This window comes from Escherichia sp. MOD1-EC5950 (assembly GCF_002965345.1).
In the GTDB taxonomy this organism is placed as follows: domain Bacteria; phylum Pseudomonadota; class Gammaproteobacteria; order Enterobacterales; family Enterobacteriaceae; genus Escherichia; species Escherichia marmotae.
In genome coordinates, this window is record NZ_PTSR01000024.1 from 1 (window position 1) to 19,199 (window position 19,199).

General features: G+C 52.7%; 17 protein-coding genes. All 17 read right to left on the bottom strand.

What is annotated here, in order from left to right:
• Positions 1-373 precede the first annotated feature (373 nt).
• The gene (wzxC, locus tag BEA93_RS19120) at positions 374-1,852 is read right to left on the bottom strand and encodes a colanic acid undecaprenyl disphosphate flippase WzxC (RefSeq protein ID WP_105224962.1); all 1,479 of its coding nucleotides are present in this window, start codon (positions 1,850-1,852) and stop codon (positions 374-376) included.
• Between the two features lies 1 nt (position 1,853).
• Positions 1,854-3,248 (bottom strand): undecaprenyl-phosphate glucose phosphotransferase, encoded by a 1,395-nt coding sequence (wcaJ, locus tag BEA93_RS19125; protein WP_105224963.1) that lies wholly within the window; start codon positions 3,246-3,248, stop codon positions 1,854-1,856.
• Positions 3,249-3,302: 54 nt separating this feature from the next.
• Positions 3,303-4,673: a colanic acid biosynthesis phosphomannomutase CpsG gene (cpsG, locus tag BEA93_RS19130; protein WP_105224964.1), complete on the bottom strand. Its 1,371-nt coding sequence runs from the start codon at positions 4,671-4,673 to the stop codon at positions 3,303-3,305.
• Between the two features lie 156 nt (positions 4,674-4,829).
• Complete coding sequence (cpsB, locus tag BEA93_RS19135; RefSeq protein ID WP_000079312.1) at positions 4,830-6,266, bottom strand: mannose-1-phosphate guanyltransferase; 1,437 nt, start codon at positions 6,264-6,266, stop codon at positions 4,830-4,832.
• 2 nt (positions 6,267-6,268) lie between these two features.
• On the bottom strand, positions 6,269-7,492 hold the full coding sequence (wcaI, locus tag BEA93_RS19140; protein ID WP_105224965.1) for a colanic acid biosynthesis fucosyltransferase WcaI: 1,224 nt from the start codon (positions 7,490-7,492) through the stop codon (positions 6,269-6,271).
• Positions 7,489-7,968, bottom strand: coding sequence for a GDP-mannose mannosyl hydrolase (gene gmm / locus BEA93_RS19145; RefSeq protein ID WP_000479830.1), 480 nt, complete (start codon positions 7,966-7,968; stop codon positions 7,489-7,491). The genes wcaI and gmm overlap by 4 nt, the downstream gene beginning before the upstream one ends.
• A gap of 2 nt (positions 7,969-7,970) precedes the next feature.
• Positions 7,971-8,936, bottom strand: a complete 966-nt coding sequence (fcl, locus tag BEA93_RS19150) for a GDP-L-fucose synthase (protein ID WP_105224966.1) — start codon at positions 8,934-8,936, stop codon at positions 7,971-7,973.
• 2 nt (positions 8,937-8,938) lie between these two features.
• Positions 8,939-10,060 carry a GDP-mannose 4,6-dehydratase gene (gene gmd / locus BEA93_RS19155; RefSeq protein WP_000048206.1) on the bottom strand — a complete coding sequence of 374 codons (1,122 nt, stop codon included), beginning with the start codon at positions 10,058-10,060 and terminating at the stop codon, positions 8,939-8,941.
• A 26-nt stretch (positions 10,061-10,086) separates the two neighbouring features.
• Positions 10,087-10,635, bottom strand: coding sequence for a colanic acid biosynthesis acetyltransferase WcaF (gene wcaF, locus BEA93_RS19160; RefSeq protein WP_001153571.1), 549 nt, complete (start codon positions 10,633-10,635; stop codon positions 10,087-10,089).
• Positions 10,636-10,650: 15 nt separating this feature from the next.
• A complete protein-coding gene (wcaE, locus tag BEA93_RS19165; RefSeq protein ID WP_105224967.1) occupies positions 10,651-11,397 on the bottom strand; it encodes a colanic acid biosynthesis glycosyltransferase WcaE in 747 nt (248 codons plus the stop codon).
• A gap of 125 nt (positions 11,398-11,522) precedes the next feature.
• Positions 11,523-12,743: a colanic acid polymerase WcaD gene (gene wcaD / locus BEA93_RS19170; protein ID WP_000099000.1), complete on the bottom strand. Its 1,221-nt coding sequence runs from the start codon at positions 12,741-12,743 to the stop codon at positions 11,523-11,525.
• On the bottom strand, positions 12,718-13,935 hold the full coding sequence (gene wcaC / locus BEA93_RS19175) for a colanic acid biosynthesis glycosyltransferase WcaC (protein WP_001023865.1): 1,218 nt from the start codon (positions 13,933-13,935) through the stop codon (positions 12,718-12,720). Before wcaC ends, wcaD begins: the two co-directional genes overlap by 26 nt.
• A complete protein-coding gene (gene wcaB / locus BEA93_RS19180) occupies positions 13,932-14,420 on the bottom strand; it encodes a colanic acid biosynthesis acetyltransferase WcaB (RefSeq protein WP_000888754.1) in 489 nt (162 codons plus the stop codon). Before wcaB ends, wcaC begins: the two co-directional genes overlap by 4 nt.
• 2 nt (positions 14,421-14,422) lie before the next feature.
• Positions 14,423-15,262, bottom strand: coding sequence for a colanic acid biosynthesis glycosyltransferase WcaA (wcaA, locus tag BEA93_RS19185; RefSeq protein ID WP_105224975.1), 840 nt, complete (start codon positions 15,260-15,262; stop codon positions 14,423-14,425).
• 106 nt (positions 15,263-15,368) lie between these two features.
• A complete protein-coding gene (gene wzc, locus BEA93_RS19190; RefSeq protein ID WP_000137202.1) occupies positions 15,369-17,531 on the bottom strand; it encodes a tyrosine-protein kinase Wzc in 2,163 nt (720 codons plus the stop codon).
• A gap of 2 nt (positions 17,532-17,533) precedes the next feature.
• Positions 17,534-17,977, bottom strand: coding sequence for a low molecular weight protein-tyrosine-phosphatase Wzb (wzb, locus tag BEA93_RS19195; RefSeq protein ID WP_000482894.1), 444 nt, complete (start codon positions 17,975-17,977; stop codon positions 17,534-17,536).
• A gap of 5 nt (positions 17,978-17,982) precedes the next feature.
• Positions 17,983-19,122 carry a polysaccharide export protein Wza gene (gene wza, locus BEA93_RS19200; protein WP_000978108.1) on the bottom strand — a complete coding sequence of 380 codons (1,140 nt, stop codon included), beginning with the start codon at positions 19,120-19,122 and terminating at the stop codon, positions 17,983-17,985.
• Positions 19,123-19,199 lie beyond the last annotated feature (77 nt).

The following is a 19,199-nucleotide window of genomic DNA, read 5'->3' on the forward strand; positions in this document are numbered from 1 at the left end:
AAGATCCGGGCACTGAACCGTAGGCCGGATAAGGCGTTTTACGCCGCATCCGGCATTCAACGCCTGATGCGACGCTGACGCGTATTATCAGGCCTACAAAATCCGAGCACTGAACCGTAGGCCGGATAAGGCGTTTTACGCCGCATCCGGCATTCAACGCCTGATGCGACGCTGGCGCGTCTTATCAGGCCTACAAGATCCGGGCACTGAACCGTAGGCCGGATAAGGCGTTTTACGCCGCATCCGGCATTCAACGCCTGATGCGACGCTGGCGCGTATTATCAGGCCTACAAAATCCGGGCACTGAACCGTAGGCCGGATAAGGCGTTTTACGCCGCATCCGGCAACCGTTGCCGGAACCGAAAACAACAACTCACCCCGCCCGTAAAAGCATTTTCATTTTTTCGCTGCGACAAAACTGACGCTTCACTTCCACCACCAGCGGATGGCGCGACAGCACAATCATCACCACAAACGCCAGTGCGCCTGCGGTAATTTGCACCGCCAGCAGCGTCCCCAGTGCCAGTTGCCCTTTCAGCACCACGCCCAGCACATAACTGATCACCAGCGTCGGTAATGAGAGATAAAACGGTAGCCACAAGCTCAGGATGTACTGCCGATAACTGGAGCCGAGCACCGGTTTAATCATCACGAAATAACTCAGCACAGTGTTGATAATCTGCACCAGCAGGAAGCCCAGCGTGACGCCGATTGCGCCCGCCATCTGCCCACCAATAACAATCGCCGGAATAAACAGAAATGTTTTGAATACATTGAATTTAAAGCTGATATCGACCCGCGCTTTCGCCATCAGCAGCGAACCAATCGGGTTACCCACTGAACGCAGTAGCCCCACCACGCACAGCAATTGCAGCACCGGAATGATGCTGTTCCATTTCTCACCAAATACCAGCGGCACAAAATTATTGGCTACCACCATCAATCCCAACAGCGCTGGAAAGTTGATAATCCCCACCACCGACAGCAGCTTGTAGAAGTTGACGCGCAGCTTTTCGGTGTCGTCCTGAATTTTGGCGAACGCTGGAAACAGCACGCGGGTGATTATCGGGTTCAACTTCATCGGCGGTACAACAGCCACGTTGTACGCCAGGTTGTAGCCCCCCGCCACGCCCGCGCCGAGAATACGTGCCAGCACCAGCGTTGAAAGGTTGGTATTGAGATAGTTGATGATGCTGTCTGCCGTCAGCCAGGCACCAAAGCGTAAGTTTGGTGCCACCGACGCCAGCGAAAAACGCAGGCCGGGACGATAAATTTTACGGCCAAAGTAGCCAAACAGCAGCGTTCTCACCGCACTATTGACCAGATAACCAAGGATTGCGGTCATCGCCAGTGGCCAGAAATGAGCGCTAACCACCGTAAAGGTAAAGCCCGCCAGCACGGCGCTGGTTTCGATCATGCCGATCTTGTTGAACTCCAGTTCCTTCTGCATCAACGCGCGGAACTGTTGCCCGTGGGGGATCACCACAAACGCCAGCGACAATGTTTTAATCAACGGCACCAAATCCGGGTTATTCAGCACGCCACCAATGGCGTCACTCAACAAAAACACCGCCGCGCACACCACGATCCCCAGCCCAACGTTCAGCCAGTACAGTGTGGTGAGTTCAAGGTGACTGATTTCTTTCCGCTGAATAATGGAGTTGGCGATGCCGAAGTCAGAAAGCGTATCTGCCAGCGTAATGATCACCAGCGACACGGTAAGCAGGCCGAACTGATGGTTATCGATAATCCGCGCCAACACGGTCATCTGTACCAGTCCCAGGCCGATGATGATCACCGTGGCAATCGCTGACCACTTCGCGCCACTGATGGTTTTTTCACGTAAGCTCATATCAATATGCCGCTTTGTTAACGAAGCCCTTGAACACCGTCAGGAAAACGATCCGGATATCGAACCAGACGCTCCATTCGCGGATATACTCAAGGTCAAACTCGACGCGTTTTTCCATTTTCTCCAGCGTGTCGGTCTCGCCGCGCCAGCCGTTAATCTGCGCCCAACCGGTAATGCCTGGTTTCACTTTATGGCGCAGCATGTAGCCTTCAATGAGCTGGCGATATTGTTCGTTATGCGCCACCGCGTGCGGGCGCGGACCAACAATCGACATTCCTCCCGTCAGCACATTGATAAATTGCGGCAGTTCATCCAGCGAGGTTCGGCGTAGAAAGTTCCCCACTCTGGTCACACGCGGATCGTTTTGTGTCGCCTGGGTCACGACGTTGTCATTTTCCATCACTTTCATAGAGCGAAACTTCCACACTTTGATCGGCTTGCCATCCATGCCATAGCGGGTCTGGCGGAAAATTATTGGCCCAGGGGAACTCAGTTTCACTGCCAGGGCAATGCAGCACAGCACCGGGGAGATCAGCAGTAAGATCAAGGTAGCCAGCACAATATCTTCAGCGCGTTTGATCAGGCGGTTAACCCCAGAAAGCGGCGTGTCGTACAGCGGTACCACCGGTACGCCGTTCATCTCTTCGATACGTGAATGGAGAATGTTGAAAGTAAATACATCGGGGATCAGCAGCACCGAACAGGTGGTGTCTGCCAACGCATGTACCAGCTTTTTCACTCGCGCGCCGTCGCACATCTGCATGGCGATATAGACGTTATGAATCTTGCCCGCCTTAGCGTCCTCAACCAGTTGTTGCAGGTTGCCTGCCCAGTCATTAGAAACGCCGCCCGGCTTCGGATCGTGATATACGCCCACCACTTCAAACCCTAACCACGGCTGATTACGGAAGCTCTCGATCAGCATTTGTCCGGCGGCTAAGTCCCCCGCCACCGCGACCATGCGTTTGTTATAGCCATGATTACGCAACCATCCCGCCCCAATGCGAATACACGAACGGCAAACCACCAGTCCGATGCTGGTCAGCCCATACCACGCCAGCCAGATTTTCAGTTGCGTATCGAAATCATTGTTGAACGCCACCAGTCCGGCGCTGAAAATCACGCTTAAGGTCCAGTTTTGTAGCAGCAGGGCAAATTCTGTCGCTGCCCGAACACCTCGCCATGAGCGATAAAAATCGGTGATGCCGCCCAACATCTGGAACACCACCAGCGTAATCAGCGCCACCAACAGATGCATGTAGAAGAATGACCGCCCGCTCACTTCGCAAACCAGCCATAGCCCGGCAAACATGATGGTGATATCTGAAAAGCGTTGCACCATAGAGATTAACGATGCATTGGTTTTCGCTCGCTCGCGCTTTTTTAGATTTGTCATCGTTGTTCCTGTTATTAGCCCCTTACCCGCAATGGGGTAAGGGAAAAACAGACATTACTCGTTCAGCAACGTCAGCAGAGTGCGCGTTCGCGCTTCCATCAGCGGCACATCGCCGCGCGATTCCACATTCAGCCGCACCACCGGTTCGGTGTTGGAAGAGCGCAGATTGAAACGCCAGTCGGCAAAGGTCATGCTGATACCGTCGGTGCGATCCACCGCCAGCGCCTCGCGGCTAAAGTGCTGTTCGACGCGGTTAATTGCCTCAGCGGGTTGCGCCAGCTTGCTGTTGATCTCCCCACTTGCCGGAAATGCCGTCATGCGGTCACGCACCAGTTCACCCAGTGTTTTCCCTTTCAGGCACACCAGTTCGGCTACCAGCAGCCACGGGATCATGCCGCTGTCGCAATAAGCAAAATCACGGAAATAGTGATGGGCGCTCATTTCGCCACCGTAGATGGCGTCTTCCTTGCGCATACGTTCTTTAATAAAGGCGTGTCCGGTTTTCGACATCACCGACGTACCGCCTGCAGCGGTCACCACATCGACAGTGTTCCAGGAGAGACGCGGATCGTGGATGATCTTCGCGCCAGGATTTTTTTCGAGGAACGCTTCTGCCAGCAGGCCGACGATGTAGTAGCCCTCGATAAACTGCCCTTTTTCGTCGAACAGGAAGCAGCGGTCGAAATCGCCATCAAAGGCAATACCCATGTCCGCACCGTGTTTGATAACCGCATTACGCGTATCGTCACGGCATTCCGGCAGCAGCGGATTAGGAATACCGTTGGGGAAATTGCCGTCTGGCGTGTTGTGCACCTTGATTAATTCCACGGGGGCGTCGAGTGCTTTCAGACGGGCTTCGATAGCATCCACCACCGGCCCCGCAGCGCCGTTACCGGCGTTGATCACCAGCTTGAGCGGCGTGAGGTTTTTGTGGTTGATATAACCGAACAGGTGATCAACGTAAGCGTCACGCAGGTTGATTTGCTGATAGCGACCACGTGTTGTTTCATCGACAGGCGGGAAGTCATTGGCTTCAGCCAGACGCTGGACGTCGCGCAGTCCGGTATCGCCGCTGATCGGGCGAGCCCCTTCGCGCACCAGTTTCATGCCGTTGTAATCCATCGGATTATGGCTGGCGGTGACTTCGATACCGCCATCTACGCCGAGATGGAACGTGGCAAAATAGATCTCTTCGGTGCCTGACATGCCGATATCCAGCACATCGACGCCCGCGTCCTGTAAACCTTTTGCCAGCGCCAGTTTTAAGGTTTCACTGGTGAGGCGGACATCACCACCTAATACAATAGTTTTCGGTTTAAGAAATTCGCCATAGGCGCGACCAATACGCCAGGCAATATCTTCATTCAGTTCTTCGCCTAATTTTCCGCGAATATCGTAGGCTTTAAAGCAGGTTAATTTTTTCATGTCGATACCCTTTTTCAGGCAATAGTTGGCCCTGACCGAAGCGGCCAATTTTGTTTTTGTCGTTATTTACATCGCGATTCGGCATTCATTGCCTGATGCGACGCTACCGCGCCTTATCAGGCCTACAAAACCCGAACCACAGGTCGGATAAGGCGTTCACACCCGTCCGTAGCGATCCGAAAAACGCACCACATCATCCTCTTCGAGATAAGAGCCGGAGCGCACTTCAATTAAATCGAGCGGAATTTTCCCCGGATTTTCCAGGCAATGCGTCGCCCCCAGCGGAATATAAATGGACTCGTTTTCACCAAGCAGTTTGATATCACCGTCAATGGTGACTTTTGCCGTTCCCGCCACCACCACCCAGTGTTCTGCCCGGTGATGGTGCATCTGTACCGACAACCCCTCGCCCGGTTTCACGGTGATGCGTTTCACCTGGTAGCGGTCGCCTGCGTCGATAGAGTCATATTTGCCCCACGGGCGGTACACTTCGCGATGCACCCGATGCTCATGACGACCATCAGCTTTGATCTGCTCGACCACTTTTTTCACATCCTGCACCGCGTTCCGATCGGCAATCAACACCGCGTCTTTGGTCTGCACCACGACCAGATCTTTCACCCCAACGGTGGTCACCAGGCCAGATTCGGCATACACATAGCTGTTTTCGGTTTTGTGATTAATCACGTCGCCGTGGCAAACATTGCCCTCGGCGGTGTGTGCGCTGATCTCCCATAATGAGGACCAGGAACCGACATCGCTCCAGCCCGCATCCATCGGCACCACAACGGCATCTGCCGTGCGTTCCATGACCGCGTAATCCACCGACTCTTCCGGGCAGGCGAGAAACGCTTCTTCATCCACACGAATAAAATCGAGATCCGGATCGATGGCGCTCATCGCTTTTTCACAGGCGTCGAGAATATCCGGACGATATTTTTTCAGTTCTTCGAGATAACGTCCGGCGCGGAACAGGAACATGCCGCTGTTCCAGTAATAATCACCGTTTGCCACATAGCCCTGCGCGGTTTCCAGATTCGGTTTTTCGACAAACTGCGCCACTTCAAAGGCCACCATATCCTGCTCGCCGGGGGAAACGTCGCCGCGACGAATATAGCCATAACCGGTTTCAGGTAGATCCGGCACAATGCCGAAGGTCACCAGCTTGCCCGCTTCGGCATACGGCATGGCATTACGCACGGCGCTGCGAAAAGCGTCCTCATCGGCAATCACATGATCCGCCGCCAGCACCAGCATTAACGGGTCGCTCTCGGGGCTATGGCGTTTTGTCGCCAGTGCCGCCAGCGCAATGGCAGGTGCGGTGTTGCGCCCTACCGGTTCGAGAATAATGTTCTCGGTGAGTTTGTTTAGTTGACGCAATTGCTCCGCGACAATAAAACGATGTTGTTCATTGCAAATCACCACCGGGCTTTCGCACTCCACGCCATTCAGGCGGCAGATGGTGGTTTGCAGCATGGTGAGATCACCTTTCAGGCATAAAAACTGCTTGGGGTAAAGTACGCGGGAAAGCGGCCATAAGCGGCTACCGGAGCCACCTGCCATCACCACAGGATAGAGTTTCGACTGCGCCATAATTATCCCCGAATATCATTTATAAATTGACGTAACACGTTCTCTTTATCGAGCGTGCGTTCGGCATATTCACGTGCCACCGTGTTGTGTCTGGGCACCAGGAGCGCCTGGCGGATCCCCGCCACCAGCGCCTCTACCGATTCCGGTTCTACGCAAACCGCAATACCTGGAAAGGTGGCGCAAAGCTGCCCCAGTTCTGTGTGGGCTTCTGCGGTAATCACCGCGTTACCGCCTGCCGCCAGAATATTGGTCAGTTTCGACGGCAATACGGCATCTGCCGCGCCGCGTTTTTGCACTACCAGATGGCAATCGCCCATCTTCAGCAGTGCGGGCAAGGCTTTATACGATTGCAGCGGGAAAAATTGCATGTTGCGCAGCCCACGCTGCTGCGCCATTTTTTCCAGCCGCGCTTTGCCGCCGCCCTGCCCGACAATGGCAAAAATCAACGGTTCATCGCGCAGGCGATCGGCGGCTTCAATAACGTTTTCCAGCCCCTGCTTTTCGCCAATATTGCCGGAGTAAAGAATGATTTTTTTGTTATCCGGCAGACCAAGCTGGTTACGAAGGGCGTCGACATCGGCCTGTGCAACGTGCTGAAAACGAGCGATTTCCGACCAGTTGGGGAAGAAGATGACTTTTTCCGCCGCCACGCCTTTTTCGATGGCTTTATTCATCATCGAGCGTGAAATCGTGGAGACATTATCAACGTTGTGCAGCCCGCTACGTTCGAACGCTGTTGCCAGGTGGGCCACTTTGCCGCCGTTGCCTTTTCCGGCAAGACCCAGCCCCAGCATGGCGTCCACTTCGTAATCCTGAATATGCAGCACGGTACGCGCGCCAGAGAGTTTTGCCAGCAGGCGCATTCCCGGCGTGCAAAACAGCGTTGGCACCACGCCGATAATGCGATCCGGCCTCCAGCGGCGTTGCGCCATCAGCGGGAAGAAACTGCTGACGGCAAAACTGCCAAGATGCAAAAGGCGTTTCAGGGTACTGGGCTGTTCTGGCACATACAGCGGGCAGCGCCACACCGTGGCTGTGCCCTCTTCCCGTTTGTACCGCCAGGCGGAATAGTTCTCGCCCACCTGCCACTGCGGATAGTAAGGCGGCGCGGTAATGACCCGCACTTCATGACCTTGTGCTGCCAGCCATTCCACCATCTCGCCAGTGTATTTGCCGATGCCGGTTAGCTCTGGCGAGTAGTTAATGCCGTAGACCAGAATTTTCATAAGCCAGGCACTCCGGCACGCTTCTCAGCGAGAAAATAGGCGCGGCTGTTCGCATGAACATCGTCACTGGCCAGCAGCGCGTCCGCCGTCAACCAGCGGTAATCGTCATGCTGTTCGTCCGGCAGCAACAGCTCTTCTTCCGCTACCCTGAAGCGAAAACCGAGCACCACATAGTGGGTGGTGAAATCTGTACCGGAGAAGTTATCGTCATAAAAATGCTGCCAGACGCCGTAAAACTGGCCTGCTTTCATCGGCAGTCGCAGCCCCAGTTCCGCCAGCGTCAGCCGCTCAAATGCGGCTTCCAGCGTTTCATCCTTCTGCACGCGCCCTCCCGGCACAAACCAGTAACCCTGCGCCGGGCGGTTGGTTCTTTTGCCAAGCAGGAACTCGCCGCGGCTGTTCTCGACAATAAAGTCGAGAGAGACAAGCGGGGTCGAGCGCACTACTGTGGCAAAGTCTTCCTGACGTAAAAACATCATTACCCCCGAAAACGCACTTGATTCTCAAGAAACCACTGGTAGGTGCTGGCAAGCCCCGCCTCCAGTGAGATTTCGTGATACCAGCCAAGTTGATGCAGGCGTGTCACATCCAACAGTTTGCGCGGCGTGCCGTCCGGTTTGCTGGCGTCGAAAACTACCCGACCTTTGTAGCCCACCACTTTAGCGATAGTTTGCGCCAGCTCGCGGATGGTGCAGTCAACGCCGGTGCCAACGTTAATGTGCGACAGCATCGGCTGGGTGTTCTCCAACCAGACTTCGTGCGCCAGCTCCATCACATGAATGCTCGCCGCCGCCATATCATCGACATGCAGAAATTCGCGCATCGGTGTGCCGCTGCCCCACACCACCACGTCCGGCGCATTCTGTGCTGTCGCCTCGTGGAAGCGGCGCAGCAATGCAGGGATCACGTGCGAGTGACTCGGGTGGAAGTTGTCATGTGGCCCGTACAGGTTGGTCGGCATGACCGAGCGGTAATCGCGTCCATATTGGCGGTTGTATGATTCGCACAGTTTGATCCCGGCGATTTTGGCAATCGCGTAGGGCTCATTGGTCGGCTCCAGCGTCCCCTGTAACAACTCGCTTTCTGCCATCGGCTGTTTTGCCAGTTTTGGGTAGATGCAGGACGAACCGAGAAAGAGCAGTTTGTTCACGTCGTTCTGATGCGCGGCATGAATGATGTTGCTCTCAATCATCATGTTCTGGTAGATGAAATCCGCCGGATAAGTATTGTTGGCAACAATGCCGCCCACTTTCGCCGCCGCCAGATACACCTGGTCAATGCGCTCACTGGCAAAGAAATCATCCACCGCGCGGCTGTCCAGCAGGTTCAGTTCGTCGCGGGTAAGCAATACCAGTTCCACATCGCCGCGCTGTTCGAGCTGGCGCTTGATGGCGGAACCGACCATCCCGCGATGGCCAGCGATAAAAATACGTTGTTTACTCATGCTTAAGACTCCAGCGCGATCGCCACGTCGTAGCCGTGAGATTTCAGCAGAGAGTGTTTTTTCGCTGCCTCAAGGTCGTTAGCCACCATTTCAGAGACCATCTCTTTGAGGGTGATTTCCGGTTTCCAGCCCAGTTTTTCGTGCGCTTTGGTCGGATCACCGAGCAGCGTTTCAACTTCAGCCGGACGGAAGTAACGTGGGTCAACGGCGATAATTACATCACCCGGTTTTACGCCTGGTGCGTCATGCCCGGTGACGGAAACCACTATGCCCTTCTCTTCAACGCCCGTGCCTTCAAAGCGCAGTTTGATACCCAGTTGTGCCGCCGCCATTTCCACAAACTGGCGCACGGAATACTGAACGCCGGTCGCGATAACGAAATCTTCTGGCTGTTCCTGTTGCAGCATCATCCACTGCATTTTTACGTAATCTTTGGCATGACCCCAGTCACGCAGGGAATCCATATTGCCGAGGTACAGGCAGGACTCCAGCCCCTGAGCGATGTTGGCGATTGCGCGGGTAATTTTGCGGGTGACGAAGGTTTCGCCACGGCGCGGCGATTCATGATTAAACAGAATGCCGTTGCAGGCGTACATGCCATAGGATTCGCGGTAGTTGACGGTTATCCAGTAGGCGTACAGTTTGGCGACCGCATACGGAGAGCGCGGGTAGAACGGCGTAGTCTCTTTCTGTGGAATTTCCTGCACCAGACCGTACAGTTCAGAGGTGGAAGCCTGATAGAAACGGGTTTTCTTTTCCAGACCGAGGAAGCGGATCGCCTCCAACAGACGCAGTGTGCCCATCGCGTCAACGTCTGCGGTATATTCCGGTGATTCAAAAGAAACCGCAACGTGGCTCATCGCCCCCAGGTTGTACACTTCATCCGGCTGTACTTCACGCAAAATGCGCGTCAGGTTGGAGGTATCACTCAGGTCGCCATAATGCAGATGGAATTTCGGATTGCAGGTGTGTGGATCCTGATAAATATGATCCACGCGCTCGGTATTGAATGACGATGCGCGGCGCTTAATACCATGCACCTCGTAACCTTTCTCCAGCAGCAGTTCTGCCAGGTAAGAACCATCTTGTCCGGTTACGCCGGTGATGAGAGCGACTTTTGACATGTCTTATTCCTCTGTATTTTTTGAATTTATTCAGTTTCAACGCGTTTGCGTATCACCACTGCGGGGTTCCCCCGGCAAACCACATTTGCCGGAAGCGATTTAAAAACACTGCTTCGCGCACCTACGACGGTGCCGTCGGCAATAGTGACGCCGGGCGCGACAAAAACATCCGTCGCCAGCCAGCATTTCTCGCCAATCACAATTGGCAAGGCGTTAATAGTGAAATAGTCACTTGCATGATCATGACTGCCGGTACACAAATAACTTTTTTGTGAAATTACCGAATGAGCGCCAATGGTAATTTCGCCAAGGGTATATAAATTAACCTCATCACCGATCCACGCGTAATCACCTAAAGTTAATTTCCACGGATAAGTAATTTTTACTGACGGGCGAATAACTACGTTTTTTCCTATTTTTGCGCCGAATAAACGTAACAAAAATGCCCGCCAGCGATACAATACTTGCGGTGACCAGGCAAATAATGTTGCCTGTACCGCCCACCATAATTGCACTTTAATCGCGTTGCCGCCCCGGAACCCTTTCGGCACCGAGAACCCACTTAAATCCTGCATCGTTTTCCCTTATATTCAGCTTTTGTTATATAAGGCTTTCGTCTTTGAGGTAGTACGCTGGCGTAAATGCCAGGATAATTCAGCCCAGAAGCCAGGCACATGTAATATTTGTCGTTGTACTTTTTTGGCGTCTGCACACAATTCCATATTATTGGTGGTAGAAATGCCCCCCATGGAAAATTCAGACACCAGTCCATTGAGTTTTTTAAATGCGTAACCGGCCTTATACATTTTGGCCGCCAGCGCGTAATCGGAAGAAACTTTATATTCCAGATCATAACGCCATTTTTTCAGACCAGAAACCGGGAAAAATATCGCCTGATGACTGGCGGGCAGACTGTGATAAATATACCAGCCAGGTTTGGCGCTACGTTTAATTTTATGGCCATCGCCAAAATCCAGCAGCGCATCGCCAGTGACCATCACGTTATCTTGTTGTGTTTTTAACTTACGCACAAAATTCGCGGCATTCGGGTGAAAGATATCGCCCGAGTTGAGAAACAAAGCAAATTTGCTTTGCGCCATCGCAATGCCTTTGTTCATGGCGTCGTAGATGCCGTTATCTGGCTCACTGACAAAACGTAAGTTATGAACACCATTGAGATTTTCCAGATACTCACGGCTGCCGTCATTCGAACCGCCATCGACAACAATCCATTCGAAGCTGATATCCTCCGCCTGCGCCAGATGCGTCAGGGAGGCGTGTGTTTTAACTATCCCTTCGAGATTACGAAACGCGACGGTGATTATGCTAAGCAACATGTTCTTACCTCGTAATACCCGTCATACTTCAAGCTGCATGTGCGTTGGTTTTCCTCGCTCCCCCCAGTCACGTACTCGTGTAGGCTCCTGGGATTCGCTGTGTCACCAACTTCCTGCAACTCGAATTATTTAGGGTGTATATTTAACGCTTTTCGCAAAATAAACGGACAGACGATTAAAAATGCATATTCCGGGCTAAATATTGAACCGGTAAAAAACAGCGACACCGGAGTAAAAAGATATAATTGCACGCGAAAATTGCGGTTATCACCAAAAGCGTTGAGCATCATTTTTATCACTTTCCCCATGTACCACAGCGATAAAAACACCGCGAACCAGGAAAAATAAATAATCAGCAGATATAAACCATTGTCTATGGTTTTTCCGACATCCGCACCGTTAAATATTCCGAATGATGCGACATATTCATAAAGTGAGCCAAATCTGACCACACCGTCAATATGGGTCAAAGAATAACCGACCATCACCAGCGGACCAACAATACGATAATACGATGACGATCCTTCCGTACCTAAATCTCCCAGACGGGTGGAAATATAAGGAAACGCAATGACCACACCAACCAGGAATACAGCCAAAGAAATCAATGCCAGCGGTAATTTTTTCTTAATCGCCTCTTTATTCAGATACTGAAATGCCCACTCCAGCAAATAAAACAGGATAAAGGTCATAACCCCTGAAAACGATCCGGATAATATTATCCCTGCGAGAATCATAGCATCGGTTTTAGGGGTTTTGATACCAAACTGTTTGATACTGAGCCAAATTGAGATTAATGCCAGAGCGAAAAATGCTGGTTCGAAATAAAGTGCCGTGGTGCGCTTGCCACCGAATTTAATGAAATTCAGTACATAGCTGTTACTGTAAATCAGGTATTTCGAAATCGACTCCATAATACTGCTGCCGCCAGTAAGGATAATTTGCGCCATCTCCACCGCCGCCAGCGCCACCACCAGCCCAACCACCAAATAAAAGAAGCGTAATATCTTGCGGTGGTTGTGTGGCGAAATGGTTTTAAAGCGAATGCTCCACACCATGCCAATAATGATCACGATATAGACAAACAGCATCGTCGAGGTAACGTATTTGCTGGCATCCAAAGACTGACCAAACAGGTAGTTAAACGCCGTGAGTCCCGCACCAATCCCTAACGCTATCATCAATTTTTTAACGCTGATGCGCTCTAAAAACAGCAACAACAAGACAGGCAAAAAGGTGACGATGGTGATGGGAAAACTTTCGCCAAGCTGGGCGATTTTGACGTTAACCAGCAGGTAAATCAGCGGCAACAGCAGGTAGCTACAGATCCTGATAGAACTTGACATACTCCTCCAGCATCTGTTGTCCACTGTAGGCGGTGCGACTGCGCTGGCTGAACCCGGTAAGTGTGGTGCCAAATATCGCCTGCGCGATTTCTGGTTTACTTAACTGCACCAGTTGCAGCACTTCTTCTTCGCTGACGGTTTTACCGCCAGACTTTTGCAGCACTTCCCACGCCGCGTCGCTGTGAGTGGCAATCACCGGCACACCGATGGATAACGCTTCACACAAAATCAGCGGGTAGTTATCGACGCGAGAGCTAAATACCAGCGCATCCATTTGATTAAGCGCGCTCATCAGCTTACGTTTGTCGGTTTCAAAACCGTGATTGACCACGTTGCCTGCGCTAAACGGCGAGAACTTACCGAAGGTATGAAGTTCGATTTTATCGCCCAGCGCCATCATTTCGCGTACCAGTCGCTGGTTAGTTTTGCCGTCATAACGCAGGTCATGCGCCACCACAGCGATTTTCGGCTTGCCCTGGGTTTCGCGCACCGGTGGCAGTTCCGCCAGAATTGCCTCGGTTGCCACGTCAATCCCGTTATTGATAATCCGGCAACGCCCAGGCCCGTACAGACTATTGAAAGCGTCAGCCACATGCTGGCTGGGGGAAATAAACTGACAGCCCAGCGCCAGCATCTCACGGAACAACTGGCGTTTGCCTGTAACTCGCTGGTGCGCGCGATCAACCTTCACCGGCGGATAGTTATTTAGAGTCGGGCATTTCTGACAGCCCGTTTTCCAGCCTTCACAACCGTCGGTAAAGGCGCAGCGTCCGGTGACACTCCAGTGGTCGTGCAGCGTCCAGAGCAGAGTGACATCTGGCTTGTGGTTTTTCACTTTTTCGCAAAATCTCACCACGTTGTTGAGATTCAACCAGTAACTGTGCAGGACATGAAAATGCAGCACCACTGGCCCCTGCGTGCGGGTAATGGTGCGATATAACGCATTAAAATTGCCGAACACGTCGCGGTTAAACAGTGGAAACAGTGCGATATTCGCCATCGCCGTCAGGCGTGGGGTGTGTTTAATCACCTGCGGATAGTTTTGATGGCTGACACTCTCTTTGCCGCCCTTGCCGTAGCCGTAGACAAAATGTGACGCCAGCCCCTGTTGCAGTGCGCGCTGGTGGAGATCTAACGCCACGCCTGCCGCCCCGCCCTCCGCCAGCCGCACATTAAATTGCAAAATATTCATTTAATTACCTTCACTCGCGCTTTTTCTCCCACCACCAGCGCGTTGTCCGGGACAGCATCGAGCACCACGCTGCCCGCGCCGACAGTCACGTTGTGACCAATGGTGATATCGCCAAGAATAATGACATTGGCACCGAGTTCGACGCCGTTGCCAATTTGGGGGCACGCCATGTTGTCGGCTCCTCGATTGCCAATAGTGACGCCGTGGCGAATGGTGAAATCATCCCCCGCCACCACGTTTTTATTGATCACCACCGCGTAGCCGTGATGGATGGTAAAACGACGTCCGATGGTCGCGGCAGCCTGGATTTCATAACCGAAAAAGCATTCAGTGATAATGCGATACAGCACCAGCAGCGGAACCGCCCACAGATTGTTGAGGACGTTCTTTTTGCGCCACACCGAGCAAAAATGGGCAACGCGATAGGCGAGAACCATGCAGCACGGGCGGAGACTCCAGCTATTGGCGCGCAGATCTTCCAGCATCCTTAGCGCCCCCGCAGCCCGTCCGCCAGACGTTTACCATTGCGCACTGACAACAGTGTCAGCAAAGTGCGCCAGGTCATGTGCTTATTGCGGATTTGATAGAGGGTAAACAGTTGATACTTTTTGCTGGCGCGGTCGAATTTGTCTTTGTGCTTGCGGTAAAAATGGAAGTATCCGGAGAATTTTTTCGGTGACGAGGTGATCTGCATTTCGCCGTGATTGATATGCAGGATCTGCGTCGCCTCTTCCACTTTCCACGGTTCGCCATACTCCACCACCATCCGCAGGAAGATGTCGTAATCCTGTGCCGCTTTCAGTTCGGTATCGAACAAGCACTCTTTGAAACGCCACGCCCAGGTAAAAACCTGGTTGCCGATGATGTTGCGCTTGTAGAACAGGCGGCGTGAATACGGCGATTTAGGATACAGCGGCAGGCTTGCCGGTTGGGAATAGACTTCGCCCTGGCAAACGTAGTCGTTAGCGTACAAAAAGGCGTGAGTGACCAGTTGCTGTTTATGGGCGAAGAAGACGCTCAGGCGGTTGGGTGTCCACTCGTCATCGTCATCGATCCCGGTGATGTATTCCCCTTGAGCCAGCATAATCGCCTGGTTGCGTACCGCGCAGGCTCCGTTGTTAATATCGTTGTGAATGTAGGTGATGCGTGGGTCATTGAGGGCTGTGACGTATTGTTGCAACTGTTCCCAGGACGTAGAGCAATCATCAACGATGATCATCTCCCAGTTGCTGTAGTCCTGGCGCAGGACCGATTTGATCGCCCGAATCGCCAGTTGTTGGCGGTTCCAGGTCGGCATATAGATTGAGATCAGCGGATTTTCTTTCATAGTTTGTTCTCCCGGCTTATGAGCTGGTTTGCTTGCCGGATGCGGCGTGAACGCCTTATCCGGCCTACGGGGCGGTGCGAATGCAGGTATCGGGAAACCGACCTCGTTATTTTGCATCCGACTTATATTCATATTCGTAGTAGCCATAATCCTGATACGCACTGGCGCGGCGGAAGATGGAGTTCAGAATCACCCCTTTCACCGTAATCCCGTTTTGCTCAAAACGGCTGAGGCTGGTTTCCACTTCTTTCAAGGTGTTGACCGCATAACGCGCCACCATCAAGGTGGTTCCGACATGACGCCCGACAATTGCCGCATCGGTCACCGCCAGAATCGGCGGCGTATCAATCAACACCAGGTCGTAGTTTTTACTCGCCCAGCTCACCAGTTCGGCAAAGCGTTCGCTCATCAGAAGTTCAGACGGATTTGGCGGCACCTGACCGCGCGGGATCAGGTCAAAATTAGGAATCGAAGTGGGTTTGGCACTGGCCGCAATATCACCCTTGCCAATCAGTAGCTCCGACAGGCCATTGACGTTATTGGTGCCGAGTAACTCGTGGGTATAGCCTTTGCGCATATCGCAGTCGATCAACAACACCCGTTTATTGGTCTGACTGATCACCGCGGCAAGGTTGGCACAGACAAAGGTTTTACCAATTGACGGGCTAACCCCGGTCAGCATCAGCACATTATTTTGCGCCTGCATCATCGCGAAGTGCAGGCTGGTACGCAGACTGCGGACGGCTTCAATCGCCAGATCGGTTGGATTCCCCACCGCCAACAACTGGCTCTGTTTGTAGCGTTTAATACCTTTAATCGTTTTGACACTATCGCGTGCTTTCTGCCATTCCGACAGTGGAATGCTGGCGTAAACGCTGATGCCATGTTCTTCCAGCACCTGCGGGCTTTCAATACCGCGATTAAACAGTGAGCGCAGCAACACGCCAACAATGGAGAGCATCAGGCCGAGGATAATCGCACCAAGAATAATCAACCCTTTCTTCGGTTTCAGTACACCAGGCTGGGTGATTGCCGGGTCAACAATACGTACATCACCGACGGTACTGGCTTCAGTAATTTTCAGCTCCTGCTCTTTATTCAGCAGTTGCATATAGACCTGTTGACCAGATTCCACATCGCGGGTCAGGCGCACAATCTCTTGCTGAGTTTTCGGCATCGCCGTCACCCGGCCGTTAAGTTTGGCTTTTTCGTCTTCCAGTGCCTGACGTTTCTCCAGCAAGGTACGGTAGGCCGGGTGGACTTTGGTATACAGTTTGGAGATTTCCGCCTCTTTAAAGGTCAGTTCGTTAAGCTGTGCGTCGATGTTGACCATCGAATCGAGCACTGCTTTTGCTTCCAGCGGTAAATCGACGGAATCTTTATCCTGACGGAAGGCATTCAGTTTGTTTTCAGCGACATCAAGGCGGCTGCGCACTTCCGGCAACTGCTGTGCGAGGAAGGCGAGGCTTTTCGACGCTTCTGCCGACTTACGTTCAATATTTTGTTCCTGATAGTTACGGGCGATGCTGTTAAGAATGTCGCGGATCTGTTCGCGATCTTCACCGGTATAAGTCAGGCTAAGTACACCAGCGTCTTTGCCGTTCTCCGTTACCGTCAGGCTATTTTGCAGTTGATTAATCATCCCGAGCGTGGAGTATTTCGTAACCGTAAACGCACTGCCCGGACTGGCGTGAATGGCTTCGACCATCAGCGCGACGCCCTCTTTTTTCAGCATCTGGCCTGCTTGCCCACGGGCGCTAAAGCCACCATCACTGATCAGGGTGTAGTTTTTGTTGTCCAGAACGTTAAGCGTAAATACCTGATCCGCCATCTCTTTTGGACGATTAAAGGTGGTCACTTTCACCGTCTCGTTCTGGCGTCCCATCAGACGATCCCAACCCGCACCGAAAATCGGGAACGTGTTTTTGCTCACCGCAATATCAAGGTCGAGATCGTCAACCGTTTTGCCGAGCACCAGACGCGATCGAATCAACTGGATCTCGGCGTCCGATGCTGGCGGTTTGTTGGCTAACGCCGAACCGATGTCCTGCACCAGCGAATTACCGCCACTTTGTTCGATTTGAACCAGTGCATCGGCGCTGTAAATCGGCGTGGCGAAGAAGGTGTAAATCACGGCACAGAGGGCGAATACGGCAGTGATGCCAAGCACCCACCAGCGCGCTTCAATGACGGTGCCGACCAGACGACCAATATCGATTTCATCACTGCCCGTTACCGGTGCGGCATGTTGTTTTACTTTTTCTGTCATTCTTATACCTGCTCTGCGTTCAATGCCTGCGCCCACTGGCGGGCAGACCGTTCAAGTAATGTGTACACCGCTGCAAACGTTTCCCGACTTTTGCGATAGGGGTCGGGGATTTCACATTCGTTATCCCAGTGACCAAACAGCATCACTTTGCCGCGCATCTCCGGCGCTATCTCGCATAAACGGGCGATATGGCGCTTTTCCATGGTCAAAATCAGGTCGTAGTTGCGACACAGGCGGCGGCTGATTTGCCGGGCGCAGTGACCTTCCAGAGACAGTTGATGTTCTGCGGCGACGCTGATGGCGGTAGGATCAGCGCCTTTACCTACCAACGCACCGAGCCCAGCGGACTCCACTTTCAGCTCAGGGTGATAACGTTGCAGTAAGCGCTCCGCCGTCGGGGAGCGGCAAATATTGCCGACGCAGACAACTAAGATGTTGTTAAACATGACGATTACCAGTTATGAATGTCGCTGGCTGTATCCGTCATGTAACGGACACCGCTAATAGTTGGCAGCAACTGATTGATCAGGCGGTTCCAGCGGGAAACCGGGGCGGTGGTGACATACACCACGTCGTAAGGCTGGAGGCGGAATTCCGTCGCCATCACCAGCGAAGTGGCATCGGACATATCCAACTGGTAGATGTTGGCAATCTTGCCGCCGCGCCCGCCCTCGCCTTTCAGCGGGCGAATGACAAAGATGCCGCTGGCGTTAGAGGTGGTCATATCAATACCTTCGGCATTGCCCAGGGCTTCAGTCAGGGTCATGCCGCTAAAGTCCATTTTCAGGGTGCTCTGTTTCTTCACTTCGCCCATCACGAACACTTTCAGATCGTCATTACGCGGCACGTAAAGAATATCGCCCGGATAAAGCAGTCGGTTCTGGTTGAGATCGCCGTTTTGCATCAGCGCCTGCAAAGAAATACGTTCTTCGCGGCCATTGTGTGTCAGAACGACGTTGCGCCAGTCGGCGGTGTCGGTCAGGCCACCAGCGGCGTTAATGGCATCGAGAATGGTCAGCGGCACGTTGGTAATGGCCTGCTGACCGGATTTATTCACCTGGCCGGAGATATAGGCTTTTTGCGAACGGAAGGCGGCGATATTAACGTCCACCTGCGGGTCAGCGATGTATGTCGCTAAGCGGCGGGTAATATCACTGCGAATTTCAGCGAGAGTTTTGCCCACCACGTGAACCTTGCCAATATACGGATAGAACATGGTGCCGTCAGGCTGTACCCAGTTACCGGCATCGCTGGAGCTGCGGTACTGACCGGCAGGCGTGGTGAGTTCAGGGTGATCCCAGACAGTGACGTTAAGAACATCGCCGGGTCCAACACGATACTGGTAATTAGCAATCTCACTTTCCAGCGTCATATTAGGGCGCGCCACGTTGGGGCGTGGGCGTAATTGATCAACCAGACGTGGGGTAAGCGGATAAACATTCACCATTTTGTCGAGATCGAAATCAGCGTCCTGCTGTTTGATGACGTCTTTACCCATCGTAGACATATTGCTGCCCGGAAGTACTGTGCAACCGCTTATCAAGGTTACTGACACCAATAATGGCATCAATTTCATTTTGGATTTCATCATTGTTTATTTATCACTTTGGCAGAGTCATTATCCTGTGCATTATTCGTCGCAATATCACTATGCACATTTACCTTGCA